Source organism: Pseudoduganella sp. UC29_71 (assembly GCF_042693265.1).
In the GTDB taxonomy this organism is placed as follows: Bacteria; Pseudomonadota; Gammaproteobacteria; order Burkholderiales; family Burkholderiaceae_D; genus Rugamonas.
Genome location: NZ_CP170549.1, coordinates 6,588,347 through 6,601,429, shown reverse-complemented (window position 1 = coordinate 6,601,429; position 13,083 = coordinate 6,588,347). Strand labels below are relative to the sequence as shown.

14 protein-coding genes are annotated in these 13,083 nt (G+C 65.3%); 6 read left to right on the top strand and 8 right to left on the bottom strand.

The window, feature by feature from the left end; all coding sequences use genetic code 11:
• Positions 1-56: 56 nt before the first annotated feature.
• Complete coding sequence (locus ACFJI2_RS29510) at positions 57-2,024, bottom strand: NYN domain-containing protein (protein ID WP_377703002.1); 1,968 nt, start codon at positions 2,022-2,024, stop codon at positions 57-59.
• Between the two features lie 129 nt (positions 2,025-2,153).
• Between ACFJI2_RS29510 and ACFJI2_RS29505 the strand changes: the two genes are divergently transcribed.
• A complete protein-coding gene (locus ACFJI2_RS29505; protein WP_377703001.1) occupies positions 2,154-2,642 on the top strand; it encodes a nuclear transport factor 2 family protein in 489 nt (162 codons plus the stop codon).
• A gap of 167 nt (positions 2,643-2,809) precedes the next feature.
• Here the strand turns inward: ACFJI2_RS29505 and ychF are convergent, their stop codons facing one another.
• Positions 2,810-3,901, bottom strand: coding sequence for a redox-regulated ATPase YchF (ychF, locus tag ACFJI2_RS29500; protein WP_107870012.1), 1,092 nt, complete (start codon positions 3,899-3,901; stop codon positions 2,810-2,812).
• Positions 3,902-4,032: 131 nt separating this feature from the next.
• On the opposite strand from ychF, the gene ACFJI2_RS29495 reads away from it, so the two are divergent.
• The 3 genes from ACFJI2_RS29495 (at position 4,033) to ACFJI2_RS29485 (ending at position 6,144) form a co-directional block, all read left to right on the top strand.
• Positions 4,033-4,425, top strand: coding sequence for an acyl-CoA thioesterase (locus ACFJI2_RS29495; protein WP_377705927.1), 393 nt, complete (start codon positions 4,033-4,035; stop codon positions 4,423-4,425).
• A complete protein-coding gene (locus tag ACFJI2_RS29490) occupies positions 4,422-5,096 on the top strand; it encodes an ion channel (protein WP_377703000.1) in 675 nt (224 codons plus the stop codon). The genes ACFJI2_RS29495 and ACFJI2_RS29490 overlap by 4 nt, the downstream gene beginning before the upstream one ends.
• A 76-nt stretch (positions 5,097-5,172) precedes the next feature.
• The gene (locus tag ACFJI2_RS29485; RefSeq protein WP_377702999.1) at positions 5,173-6,144 is read left to right on the top strand and encodes a proline dehydrogenase family protein; all 972 of its coding nucleotides are present in this window, start codon (positions 5,173-5,175) and stop codon (positions 6,142-6,144) included.
• Here the strand turns inward: ACFJI2_RS29485 and ACFJI2_RS29480 are convergent.
• From ACFJI2_RS29480 to ACFJI2_RS29465, 4 genes are all read right to left on the bottom strand, one after another.
• Entirely contained in the window at positions 6,098-6,898 is an 801-nt protein-coding gene (locus ACFJI2_RS29480) for an AraC family transcriptional regulator (RefSeq protein ID WP_377702998.1), read from the bottom strand. The genes ACFJI2_RS29485 and ACFJI2_RS29480 overlap by 47 nt on opposite strands.
• Positions 6,899-6,908: 10 nt before the next feature.
• Complete coding sequence (locus ACFJI2_RS29475; RefSeq protein ID WP_377702997.1) at positions 6,909-8,234, bottom strand: amidohydrolase; 1,326 nt, start codon at positions 8,232-8,234, stop codon at positions 6,909-6,911.
• Positions 8,235-8,252: 18 nt separating this feature from the next.
• On the bottom strand, positions 8,253-8,666 hold the full coding sequence (locus ACFJI2_RS29470; protein WP_107870008.1) for a hypothetical protein: 414 nt from the start codon (positions 8,664-8,666) through the stop codon (positions 8,253-8,255).
• A gap of 79 nt (positions 8,667-8,745) precedes the next feature.
• Positions 8,746-9,198 carry a DUF3224 domain-containing protein gene (locus ACFJI2_RS29465; RefSeq protein WP_377702995.1) on the bottom strand — a complete coding sequence of 151 codons (453 nt, stop codon included), beginning with the start codon at positions 9,196-9,198 and terminating at the stop codon, positions 8,746-8,748.
• Between the two features lie 57 nt (positions 9,199-9,255).
• Between ACFJI2_RS29465 and ACFJI2_RS29460 the strand changes: the two genes are divergently transcribed.
• Positions 9,256-10,098, top strand: coding sequence for a DUF6597 domain-containing transcriptional factor (locus ACFJI2_RS29460; RefSeq protein ID WP_377702994.1), 843 nt, complete (start codon positions 9,256-9,258; stop codon positions 10,096-10,098).
• On the opposite strand, the gene ACFJI2_RS29455 is transcribed toward ACFJI2_RS29460, so the two are convergent.
• Complete coding sequence (locus ACFJI2_RS29455) at positions 10,040-11,002, bottom strand: PhzF family isomerase (RefSeq protein WP_377702992.1); 963 nt, start codon at positions 11,000-11,002, stop codon at positions 10,040-10,042. The genes ACFJI2_RS29460 and ACFJI2_RS29455 overlap by 59 nt on opposite strands.
• Before the next feature lie 222 nt (positions 11,003-11,224).
• Between ACFJI2_RS29455 and ACFJI2_RS29450 the strand changes: the two genes are divergently transcribed.
• Complete coding sequence (locus ACFJI2_RS29450) at positions 11,225-12,505, top strand: HD-GYP domain-containing protein (RefSeq protein ID WP_377702991.1); 1,281 nt, start codon at positions 11,225-11,227, stop codon at positions 12,503-12,505.
• Here ACFJI2_RS29450 and pth read toward each other — a convergent pair.
• Positions 12,502-13,083, bottom strand: a complete 582-nt coding sequence (gene pth / locus ACFJI2_RS29445; protein WP_377702990.1) for an aminoacyl-tRNA hydrolase — start codon at positions 13,081-13,083, stop codon at positions 12,502-12,504. The two genes, ACFJI2_RS29450 and pth, sit on opposite strands and share 4 nt — an antisense overlap.

Sequence of the window (13,083 nt, the reverse complement as noted above, 5' to 3'; positions counted from 1 at the left end):
GCTGGCGGCAGCGGCCACGCTCCATCAGCGACGCGGACTTGCCGCGCCGCGTACGATTACTGCGCTTCGGCCTTGCGCGGACGACGCGGGCCGCGCGCAGCCGGCTTGCGGGCCGGCTTGGCTTCGCCGGACGCGCCGTCTGCTGCTTCGCCCTGGCCGGCCGATGCCGGCTCCGGTGCGAGCGCCACAGCGGGCGCCGGCGTTGCCTTCGGCTTGGCCTGCTTGGCCGCTGCCGCGCCACGGCGGCCGCCGCGCGCTGGTGTTGCCTGTTCGGCGTCAGCCTGCGGGGACGCGGCCGGAGCGCTGGTCGGCGCTACCACCGGCGCCTCGGTCGCCGCGGCAGCTTCCGCTGCGGCGGCGGTGATGCGCGATTCGCCGGCCTTGGCACGGCCCTTGGCAGGCGCGCGTGCACGGCCTTTGGCCGCTGGCTTGCCCGCCGCCATGGCTTCGGTGCCCGGCTCTGCACCGGATGGCGCCGATTGCGCCGATTGCGATGCGTGGTCCGGCGCAACTACCGGGACCACTGCGGCCGCCGGGATCGCCGCAGCCGGCGCGACAGCTGCCTGAGACAGCGCTGCCTGCGATGCGGCTGATGGCGACACGGCGGCCGGAGCCATAGCGGCGCCGCCACGCTGCCCTGCCCTGCCTTGCCCACCTTGCTTGCCACGGCCATCGCCGGAAGAGGCGGACTGCGCGGCCTTCACCTTGGCAGCCTTGGCCTGGCGGGCCGGGATCTTGGGCGGCTTGCGCTTGCCCTGCTGGCCTTGCTGCGCAGCGCGCGCGCCCGCCGTGCTGTTGGCATTGGCGATGGCGGCCGCAGCGGCGTCGAGCGCGCGCTCTTCCTCGTCGCGGTCGTCCTGCTCGCTGTCCGCGTCCACGTCGGCATCCGCATCGGCCGCTTGCGCGTCCGGCTCGTCAGCGTGCTGCGTGAGAACTACCTGCTGCGCGTAGGAAGCATCTTCGGCCGCATGCACGGCTTCCGCTTCCGCGTACGCGTTCTCGTCCTGCGCCAGCTGCAGCTCGGCCGACACTTCCTCGGGCACCGGCTCATGGCTCGCGTGGCGGTCGCCGCCACGGTTGCGGCCACGGCCACGGCCGCGACGGCCTTCATGGCGGCCCTCGCCCGCTTCGTGCTGCACCGGCGCCGTGGGCGCGGATGCCTGCGAACCTTCGCCCGCCACGCCCTGCTCGCCTACGCCCGCGCCGCTGCTACGGTATACATAGGCGCCGGATTTCTCGTCGCGGCCGAATTCCAGCAGGCCGCGCGCCTTGGCTTCTTCCAGCAGGTTGCCGAACGTGCGGAAACCGTAATAGGACTCGCTGAAATCCGGCTTGCGGCGCTTGATCGCCTCTTTCAGCACGGAGGCCCAGATCTTGCCGGAATCGCCACGTTCGGCCACCAGCGCTTCGAAGGTCTCGAACGCCATGTCCACCGCTTCGCGGCGACGCTTGTCCATTTCCTCGCGGCGGCGTTTTTCCTCCTCCGGGGTGCGCTTGACGGCGGGCTGGCCTTCGCGGGTGTCGCGCTTGGCGGCCGCGCGGCGCACTTCGCGTACCAGGTCGTCATAGAAGATGAACTCGTCGCAGTTGGCCACCAGCAGATCCGACGTGGATTGCTTGACGCCCACGCCGATCACTTTCTTGTTGTTCTCGCGCAGCTTGGAGACCAGCGGCGAGAAGTCCGAGTCGCCGGAAATAATGACGAAAGTGTTAACGTGGGACTTGGTGTAGCACAGGTCCAGCGCGTCCACCACCATGCGAATGTCGGCCGAGTTCTTGCCCGATTGGCGCACGTGGGGGATTTCGATCAGCTCGAAATTGGCCTCGTGCATGGGCGCCTTGAAACCCTTGTAGCGGTCCCAGTCGCAATACGATTTTTTGACCACGATGCTGCCTTTGAGCAATAAACGCTCCAGCACGGGCTTGATGTCGAACTTTTCGTAATTGGCGTCGCGCACGCCGAGGGCGACGTTTTCGAAGTCGCAGAACAGCGCCATGCTGACGTTATCGTTGGATGAAGCCATGAGATTTCGTTTTCTGTGGTGAGGAGAAGCTAAAGGGCCGGTGGACGGCGAACTTGACGATTATACAGCCAGCCTCGCCCATCGCCCGCCCTGGTGTATGCTCGCTTTACTAAATTTTCCGGAGCCCCCATGAAGCAATTGCTTGCCGTCCTCGTTTTTTTCCTGATGAGCGCCACCGCCGGCGCACAATCGGCCGACGCCGACGCTGCTTTCCGCCAGCAGGTCAATACCTTTATGGATCAGTGGCATAAAGACGCCGCCAATGCCGATCCGGTTTATTTCGACAAAATGGCGGCCAACGGTATTTATATCGGCACCGACAAAACTGAAATATGGACGCGCGACCAGTTCAAAGTCTGGGCCAAGCCATTCTTCGACCGGAAAAAAGCTTGGTCATTCACGGCAATTAAACGCAATGTCTATTTCTCTCGGGATAAAAGCTATGCCTGGTTCGATGAGCAGCTGAATACGCAGATGGGTATTTGCCAGGCCAGCGGCGTGCTCCACCGCACCGCCCAGGGATTTGAAATCGAGCACTACCAGCTGTCGCTCGCTGTTCCCAATCCACTGATGGACCAGTTCACCAAAGCCGTGAAAGACTTCGAAGCCAGGCAGTAACTCCGGCCCGGCGACCATTTTACGGGGCTGGCACGACTTATTCATGCCAGTTTCTGGCTTGTTCGCGCCAGATTTGAGTGTGCCATGGCCGCAGTGATGGGTACGGGCGAAAAAAAAAGCCGCGATCGCTCGCGGCTTTTTTACTGCGGCCGAGGCCGCTGAAGTATTTAGACGTTGAACAGGAAGTTCAGCACGTCGCCATCCTTGACGACATATTCCTTGCCCTCGGCGCGCATCTTGCCGGCTTCCTTGGCGCCCGATTCGCCCTTGTAGGCGATGTAATCGTCATAGGCGATGGTCTGCGCGCGGATAAAGCCGCGTTCGAAGTCGGTGTGAATCACACCCGCCGCTTGCGGAGCGGTATCGCCGATATGAATCGTCCAGGCGCGCACTTCTTTTACGCCGGCGGTGAAATAAGTCTGCAGGCCCAGCAGTTTATATGCAGCGCGAATCAGGCGATCCAGGCCAGGCTCTTCCATGCCCATATCGGACAGGAATTCCGTTTTATCGGCGTCGTCCAGATCGGCGATTTCTGCTTCAATCGCGGCGCAAATGGCAACGATAGGCGCATTCTGCGATTTCGCGTATTCGGTCAATTGATCCAGCAGCGGATTATTGGTGAAACCGGTATCGGAAACGTTGGCCACATACATGGCGGGCTTGGCGGTAATCAGGCACAGCGGCTTGATGAGCGCCATTTGATCCGCATCCAGGCCCATGGCGCGCACAGGTTTGGCTTCATTCAGTTGCGGGATAATTTTTTCCAGCAGCGTGACCAGTTTCTGCGCATCCTTGTCGCCGGAACGGGCTTTTTTATTTTCGCGGTGCAGGGCTTTTTCAGCAGTACCCAAATCGGCCAGCGCCAATTCGGTTTGAATCACTTCGATATCGTCCAGCGGGCTAACTTTACCGGCAACGTGAATCACATTCTCGTCTTCGAAGCAGCGCACTACGTTGACGATGGCGTCGGTTTCGCGGATGTGCGACAGGAACTGGTTGCCCAGGCCCTCGCCCTGCGATGCGCCAGCCACCAGGCCGGCGATGTCGACGAACTCGACGATGGCGTTGACCATGCGCTCGGGCTTGACGATGTCAGCCAGGGCGGCCATGCGCGGGTCCGGCACTTCCACCACGCCGACGTTCGGCTCGATGGTGCAGAACGGATAGTTTTCAGCCGGGATGCCGGCCTTGGTCAGTGCATTGAAAAGAGTGGACTTGCCGACGTTAGGCAGGCCGACGATGCCGCATTGGAGACTCATGAAAAACCTTTAATGATGGTATTGTTTTGCTGCGCCGATTGCCCGCGCGTAAGGATCAATTGTACCTCAGAACCAGGAGCTTCCATGACGATGCGCGACGCTACCCGCTCGCAGTTCCCCATTTTCTGTCCATTCCGACGCGCTGGATGGACAACGATGTGTATGGCCATGTGAACAACGTTGTTTATTATTCCTATTTCGACACGGCCGTGAACCAGTTCCTGATCGAGCGCGGCGTGCTGGACATCCATCAGGGCGACGTGGTCGGCTTCGTGGTCGACAGCGGCTGCGCCTACTTCAGCTCGATCTCCTTCCCCGACACGGTGCACGCCGGCATCCGCGTGGCCAAGCTGGGCAATTCAAGCGTGCGCTACGACATCGCCCTGTTCCGCAATGACGATCCGCAGCCCTGCGCGGCCGGCCACTTCGTCCATGTCTACGTCGAACGCGCCAGCAACCGCTCCGTGACCATCCCCGGCGCCGTGCGGCAAGTACTGGAAACCCTGTCGGGGACCGAGGCGTGAACCCGTTTCCCCTGGTGCGCAGCACCAAGCGCCACCCGTCGGCCGTGCTGCTGCTGACGCAATTGCTGGGCATGCTGCTCTATCCCTTTATCGAAAGCGTGCGCGGCGGCCACATCATTTTCAATGTGTTCGGCATCCTGGTGCTGGTGGTGGCCACGCGCATGGTGCGGCGCACGCCGGGCCATGCCTGGGTCAGCGCCAGCATCGCCGGGCCGGTCGTGGTTCTGCTGGGGCTGCAAATGGCGTTCGGCCTGCCCGGGCTGCTGCCCTGGTCCTCCGCGCTGGAAGCCGCCTTTTACTTCTATGCGGCTGGCAGCCTGGTGGCCTATATGATGGAAGACCGCCTGGCCACCACCGACGAACTGTTCGCAGCGGGCGCCGCCTTCACGCTGCTGGCATGGGCTTTTACGCACGTATTCATCCTGATCCAGGCGCTGCAGCCCGGCACGTTCGGGGCGGCGCTGAACGCCGCAGAACCGCGCACGTGGACCGAACTGAACTACCTGAGCTTCGCGCTGCTGTCGAGCACCGGCATCGGCGACGTCATCCCGCTGACCTCCCATGCGCGGGCGATCGCCAGCGTGGAGATGCTGGTCGGCCTGATGTACCTCGCAGCAGTCGTGGCGCGCCTGATCGGCTTTACGCTGCAATCCAACAAGCAAGCCGACTAACAAGGGTAATTTTCTTCAATACAGCAGCACGGCAGCGCGCATACGATGCCTTTTCGACTACTTCGAAAGGAAAAGTATGCAGACCACGAATTTGATGGCGCAGGCCGCCGACTGCCTGCGCGCTTTGGCGCTCAACGAGCAGGCAAAAGAGCGCTTCTGCCGCGATCCGCTGCTGCGGCCCTATATGCGGCGCGTGGCCGGGCGCTACGTGGCGGGGCAGACCGTTGCGGATGTGGTGCGGCATCTGCACGGCGTGGCCGCGCGCGGACACGCGGGCTCGGCCGAATATGTGGGCGAAAGCTGCCGCGACGAGGCTACCGCGAACAGCGAAACCGCTGTCTTCCTCGATCTGGTGGCGGCGCTCGCGCATGAAGGCTTGCAGTGCTCCGTGTCGCTGGATTTGTCCCACATCGGCTCCCTGGTCGATCCCGAACTTGGCTACCGCAACGGCAGGCGCATCGCCACGGCTGCCGCCGGCGCCGGCCGGGAAGTCATGATTTCCATGGAAGGGGCGGACCGGGCCGCCAATATCTACGCGACTTACCAGCGCCTGCACGCCGAAGCCGGGCTGCACAACGTCGGCATCACGGTGCCGGCCAAGCTGCACCGCAGCGCGCAGGATCTGCCGCGGCTGATGGAGTATCCGGGCCGTATCCGCCTGGTCAAGGGCGCCTTTCTTGAATCCCCGGCGATTGCCTGGGACCGCCACAGCCCGGAACTGGCGGCCGCCTACCGCCGCTATGCGCGGACCTTGCTCGGCGCCGGGCACGCTTGCTCGCTGGCGACGCACGACGCGCAGCTGCAGGAGGAGTTGGCCGGGTCCATCGTGCAGAACGCGGAATTCGAAACCTTGCACGGCCTGGGGGCCGAGGGGCTGGACGCGCTGCGCCGGCGCGGCTTCCAGACGCGCGAATACGCCATCTTCGGCGAGGAGTATTTCCTGTACGTGTTGAACCGGATCGCGGAAGAGCCTGCCCGGCTGTTCCAGGCCGTGGTGGACCCTATCGGCCCCGGTACTGCCCCGGCGTTGCAGCCAGGTGCTGCTTGAACGCGCGCTGGAAGTGGGACTGGTCGGCGAAGCCGCTTTCGAGGGCGGCATCGGCAATGGCGGCGCCGCGCTTCAGGCGCGCCTGGCCGTACTGCACGCGGCGGTTGACCAGGTAGGCGTGCGGCGTCATGCCGAACTGGCCCTTGAAGGCGCGGATCAGATAGGCCGGCGACAGGCCGGCGGCCGCGCAGATGTCGTCCAGCGCCAGCTGGCGGGTGCAATTGTCGCTGATGAATTCGGCGGCGCGCAGCAGCTTGCCGTTCGCGTCCACCAGCGGCGCGGGCGCTGGGTCCAGCGCCTGCTGCACGTCCATGAAAAAGCCGACCGCTGCGCTTTGCTTCTGCAGGGCGTCGGCGTGCCGGCTGGTCAGCGTGGCGTACAGTGCGTTCAAGCCGGCAAACAGCGTGGTGTTGGACGTGCTGGAGAAGGGCCTGAAGTCCGCGTTGCGGCTGAAACCGAGTTCGTGCTGCAGACCGGCCAGCCAGTCCACATCGACATAAAACATGCGGTAGGACCAGGGCTGGGCGGCGGCGGGATTGCAGGCGTGCGCGTCCTCCGGGTTGATCACCACCACGCTGCCGGCAACGATGGTTTCCTTGCTGCGCCGGTTCCAGTACGTGCTCACGCCGCCGGTGACCGCGCCGATGGAGAAGGTGTCGTGCGTATGCCGCGCGTAGCACAGGTCGCGACCGCCCCGGATGGCGCGGGCCTCGATGAAGGGCAGCGCGGCGTCGCGCCAGAACACGGGCTGCATGGCCTGCCCGCTAGCGCGCCAGCGCGCCCAGCACCGCCAGGCTCATGGCCTGCGCCGCCGTCTTGATGGATGGCTCGGGCACGGGCGCGTAGAACGGCGAGTGGTTGAAGGCCAGCGGCTTGCCGCCGGGGGCTTCGGCTTCGGCAACGGCCTTGGCGGGGTAGACGCCGGTGAAGAAGAACATGCCGGGCACGCCCTGGTTGACGTACTCGGAGAAGTCTTCGCTGGCAGTCATCGGCGCGATCAGGCCGACATTGGCGGCGCCCAGCGCATCCTTCAGCACTGCCTCGGTCTTGCGCACCAGCGCCTCGTTGTTGACGATGGCCTGGCCGCCGGACTTGAGCTCCACGTCCGGCGCGGGCGCGCCCGCCATGGCCGCCGACGCATTGGCCACGCGCCGCACGCCTTCCAGCAGCTTGGCGCGCACGGCCGGGCTGTAGGAGCGGATGGTGCCGCGCACCACCACGCTGTCGGGAATGATGTTGCCCACGGTGCCGCCCTGGATGGCGCCTATCGTGACCACGCCGAACTCCTTGGGATCTTTCTCGCGGCTGACCACGGTCTGCACGTCCACCACGAAGCGCGCGGCAATGGTGATCGGGTCCAGCGCCTTGTCGGGAGCCGAGCCGTGGCCGCCACGGCCTTTGAATACGATCTCGATCGAGTCCGAGTTGGACGACACCGCGCCGATGTTGTAGCCCACGGTGCCGTGCGCGGTGGGCCAGGAATGCAGTGCGAAGGCCACGTCCGGCTTGGGGAAGCGCTTGAACAAGCCGTCGGCCAGCATGGCCTTGGCGCCGGACACGGTTTCTTCGGCAGGCTGGGCGATGAACATCAGGCTGCCCTGCCATTGCGATTTCAGTTCAACCAGGGTGCGCGCCGCGCCCAGCCAGCTGGCCATGTGGATGTCGTGGCCGCAGCTGTGCATCACATAGGTCTCGCCGCCGCCGGACTGGGTGCGCGCCTTGCTGGCGTAGGGCAAGCCGGTTTTCTCCTCCATCGGCAGCGCGTCCAGTTCGGTGCGCACCATGACGGTGGGGCCTGGGCCGTTCTTGTAGATGGCCACCAGCCCGGTCTTGCCGACGCCTTCGGTCACCTCGAAGCCCAGGGCACGCATCTCGGCGGCCAGTTTGGCGGCGGTGCGCACTTCCTGGAAGGCGATTTCGGGATGGGCGTGCAAGTCCTTGTAGACGGTTTCCAGCTGCGGATACATGGCGTTGACGCGGCTGGCGACTTGCGCCTTGAGCGGCGCGCCGTCCTGCGCTTGCGCGCCCGGTGCGGCCGAAGCCAGCGTCGCCGCCAGCGCCAGGGGGAGATAGGCAAGGGGCTTTTTCATAACCCTTATCTTCGCACGTTAATTGCCGGCCAGGCGCCAGCGGTCGCCGGATTTTTTCAGATAGTGGTCGAACACGTAGCGCCAGGGCATGGCCAGCGGAACCAGCACCACCACCATGCAGGCGATGGTGTTTTCCAGCACCGCCTGGCTCATGGTGCCGGAGCGCCAGGCGGGCAGTGCCACCAGCGACAGCCACAGCACTTTCCAGATCAGCTCCCACATCAGCACCGGCAGCATTTGCAGCGGATAGCGCAGGCCCAGCGCGCACAGCAGCGAGAACGCGGCCAGCATGCACACCACCACGCCCTCCATCAGCTCCCACGGCTTGCTGTGATGAAGAATGCCGGGCCAGATAACCAGGGCCAGGCCGACCACCACCAGCAAATACACCGCGCGCAGCGCGTACAGCCGGAACAACGAGACTTCATTCATGGACCGCCTCCAGGTTATTGATTTGATATGTCAATAATATCTGACAGGTGTAAGAAGTCAAGCACGCATTGCAAAAAAATCAGGGCAGCTCGTAGTCCAGTTCATAGCGATGCTTGCGGTCCGCCTGCTTGAGCGACATCCGGCCGCTGATGCCGGCCAGTTCGCCGGTGCCGGAATCGGGCACGATGGTTACCGACAGCCGGCTGTCGCCGCCGCGCATGGTGCCGGCGTGCTGGACCACGAAACTGCCCGCCTTGCCCTTGAGCGTGCCGGTGATGCGCTCGATGGCGACATAGGCGGCGGAGCCCTTGGTGTCCGTCATGGCGGTCAGCATTTCGCCCTTGCCGGCGGCTTGCAGCTCGCCGGAGTATTGTTTTTCAAGTAACATGCGCCCGGTGGCGGTGCGGCCCTCATGTTCCGGCGCCGAGGCGGGCGACATCTTGATGTCGAATGCCCCTTCCACGTGTTCCGCATGGGCGGACAGGCAGGCGAGATTGGCGGCGATGGCGAGGCAGGCATAACGTAGTTTCATGGCACTCTTTCGTGTGAGGATGGAAGCGCCACTGTATTGTTGCAACGGGAGAAAAGATTGGAAAAAACCGACAGCGCCCCGCGCATGCCCAAGGGCGTGGTCGATCCGGCCGGCGCGGCGCGCCGCATCCGGCTGGCCACTTATCCGCCCTCGCCCGCGCTGCAGCCCTTTGTCGACTACCACTGGGTGGTGCAATGGGACCTGGACGGGCGGCCGCCGGAAACCCAGCGCGTGCTGCCCTACCCCAATGCGCACATGGTGTTCGACCGGGGCTGCACCGCCATCCACGGCGTGGTGCGCGGCGCGTTCGAACGCAAGGTGGAAGGCGCGGGCAAGGTGCTGGGCGTGCGCTTCAAGCCGGGCGGGCTGCGGCCTTTCCTGCCGCATCCGCTATCGCGCCTGGCGGACCGTACCATGCCGGTGGACGAGGTGCTGGGCGTGCCAGGCGCCGAGGCCGAATTGCGCGTGCTGGGCGACGTTCCGGGCAGCGCCGGCGGCGATGCCCACGGCGACAGCGCCATGGTGGCGGCCGCCGAAGCCATGCTGGACGCACGGCTGCCGCCGGTGGACGAACGCGCGCTGCTGGCGCAGCAGGCGGTGGAGGCGGCTGCCGCCGCGAACGGCCCCGTCAGCGTGGCGGCCTTGTCGGCGCAGCTCGGCATCGAGGAGCGCAGCTTGCAGCGGCTGTTCAGCAACTACGTGGGCGTGTCGCCGAAGTGGGTGATCCAGCGCTACCGCCTGCAGGAGGCCACCTGGCGGCTGGGCCGCGCAGCGCCACCGGACCTGGCCGACCTGGCAGCGCGGCTGGGCTTCTTCGACCAGGCGCATTTCACGCGCAGCTTTACGCTGCTGGTGGGCAAGCCGCCGCTGGAGTATTGGAAGTCCCAGCAAGCCGGCTGACATCCAGCGGCGCGGAAAACAGGATCACGGCGCCGCCGCTGATGGACACTTGCTGCGGCGCGCCCTGCGCTATCGCCACTTCGACATGCACCACGCCGTCGCGGCCCAGCGCGCGGCCCTGCTGGCCGTCGAAGCGCAGCAGCTTGCCGTCGTGCGGCATCAGGCCGTGGCGCACCAGGTAGGCGCCGAGCGGGCCGTTGGCGTTGCCGGTGACCGGGTCTTCGGGTATGCCAATGGCGGGCGCGAACATGCGGCCGTCGGTGGCGCGCCCGCAGGGGCGCAGCTGGAAGGGGAACCAGCCGTTGCAGCCAATTTCAGCGCTGAGCGCGGCCAGCGCAGCCTGGTCGGGCGCAATCGCGTCCAGCGCCACGCCGGGCCGCAGCGGCACCATCACCTTCGAATGGCCGGTGGAGACGATCTGCAGCGGCAGACCCGGCGCAAAATCGCCCTCGCCCAGTCCCAGCGCGCCGGCCACCGCGCCGCGCAGCGCAGCGGACAAGGGTTCGCCGAAGGACAGCGGCCCCTGGCGCATGACGATGCGGTAGTCGCCGTCCGCCTGCCGCTCCACGCGGATGCGCTGCACGCCGGCGCCGGTCTTTTGTCTCAGTTCCACCGTATCCAGCCCCAGCGACACGGCGCGCGCATAGTGGGCGGCGATGGTGGCGTGGCCGCAGATAGGCACCTCCGTGGTCGGCGTGAAGTAGCGGATGCAGAGGTCGTGCGCATCCTCGCCGCCGCCATGCGGCCGGGGCGCCGTGACGAAGGCGGTCTCGGAGTGCTTCAGCTCGCGCGCCAGGTCCTGCATCTGGCGCGCGCTGAGGCTGTCCGCGTCCAGCACCACGCCGGCGGGGTTGCCACGGAACGGGATGCGCGTGAAGGCATCGATATGGAATAGTCGGGTCATGGCGCACAGTGTAACTATGGCGATGGCTGCTGATAATACCCACGGAATCAATTCATCCATTCCCTGCAGGACCGAATGCGCCGGCAACGCCGCCGCCGGACACGGGCCATAAATACCCGTGGCAATACTTCTCGTATACACTGAGGGGATAAATTTGCATAACCACAACTTTTGCATTGCTAGCCTGTAGGGGGTGCCAAGTTGGATGAGTTGACGGTTACGATGGACCAGCTGTGCGTGGGCCTGTATGTGGAGCTGGACCTGAAGTGGTTCGAGCACCCGTTCGCGTTCAGCTGTTTCAAGATCAAGTCCGAGGACCAGATCAGCACCTTGCGCAGCCTGGGCCTGCGCTCGGTGCGCTACAAGCCGGAACTGAGCGACGTGACGCCACAGGAAGACGCGCCGCCACCGGGCGCGTCGCCCGCCCGGCCCATCGAGGCGGCAGCGGCGGCGGCAGCAGCGGCGGCGACGGCGCAGTCGCCCGCACTGCAAGCCAAGCGCGCCATGATGGCGCGCATGCAGCAGCGCCGCGCGGACGCCGAACGCGTCGAGCGCGCCTTTACCACCACCGCGCGCGCCATCCGCGAAATCGAGAAGAACCTGTTCTCGCGGCCCGAGGAATCGGTGAACCAGGCCACGCAGCTCGTCACCCAGATCACCGACGCCGTGCTGTCCGCGCCCGAGCTGGCGATCCATGTGATGGGCGACACCGCCGGCAACGAGGAACTGTATTTCCATTCGCTCAACGTCACCATGCTGGCCATGATGATCGCGCGCGAGGTGAACCTGCCGCCCGAGGTTGCCAATTTGCTGGGCCTGGGCGCGCTGCTGCACGATATCGGCCGCAAGAACATTCCGGACAAGATCCTCACCAAGCCGGAAGCCTATACCACGGCCGAGCAGAACCTGTACGAGATGCACGCCCAGTACGGCGCGGAAATGGCGCAGCGCCTGCAGTGCATGCCGGCGGTGGCGGCCGTGATCCACGACCACCACGAGCTGTTCGACGGCAGCGGCTATCCGCGCAAGCTGAAGGGGGAAGGCATAGGCGTGCTGGCGCGCATCGTGGCCATCGCCAATTACTACGACGAGCTGTGCAACCCGTTCAACGTGGCGCACGCGCTCACGCCGCACGAGGCGCTGTCGATGATGTTCGCCAAGCACCGTCCCAAGTTCGATCCGCGCCTGCTGCAGATGTTTATCCGCTGCCTGGGCGTGTATCCGCCGGGCACCGTCGTGCAGCTGTCGAACGGCATGACGGGCATGGTGGCCACCGTCAACACGGAGCGGCCGATGAAGCCGATGCTGGTGGTGTACGACCAGGACGTGCCGCGCCTGGAAGCCATCATGGTGGACCTGGACCTGGAAACCGACCTCAACATCGTCAAGGCGCTGCGGCCCAGCCAGGTGCCGCAGGACGTGTATGCCTATCTCAGCCCGCGCAAGCGGGTCAGCTACTACTTCGACGCCAGCAAACCGGCGCCGGAGGCTGCCGCCGCCTAGGCCGTGTGCAGCTGCGTGGTGGCCAGCGGGAACTTGCCCTCGCACACCAGCGGGATGATTTTCAAACTTTTCTCGATGGCCTCATCGATCAGCAGCTGCTCGTCGCGGCGCGGCCGGTGCAGCACGAAGTCGGCCACCGCCTGCTGCAGGCTCAGCGTGCGCGGATGGCCGATGCCGATGCGCAGGCGCCAGTAGTCCTGCGTGCCGAGCGCGGCGGTGATGTCCTTCAGGCCGTTGTGGCCGCCCGAGGAGCCACCCTTCTTCAGCTTGGCCGCGCCGGGCATCATGTCCAGCTCGTCGTGCACGACCAGCACCTCGTCCGGGTTGATCTTGTAAAAACGCGCCAGGCCGCCCACCGACTGGCCGGAGCGGTTCATATAGGTTTGCGGCTCCAGCAGCCACAGCTCGTTGCCGCCGACGGCAGTCTTGGCCATCAGCGCGTTGAAGCGGGTTTCGCGCTGCAGGCGCGCACCCAGGCTGTTGGCCAGGTTGTCGACCAGCCAGAAGCCGGCGTTGTGGCGGGTTTGTTCGTAGTCGGGACCGGGGTTGCCGAGGCCGACGATCAGGCGGATGGACAT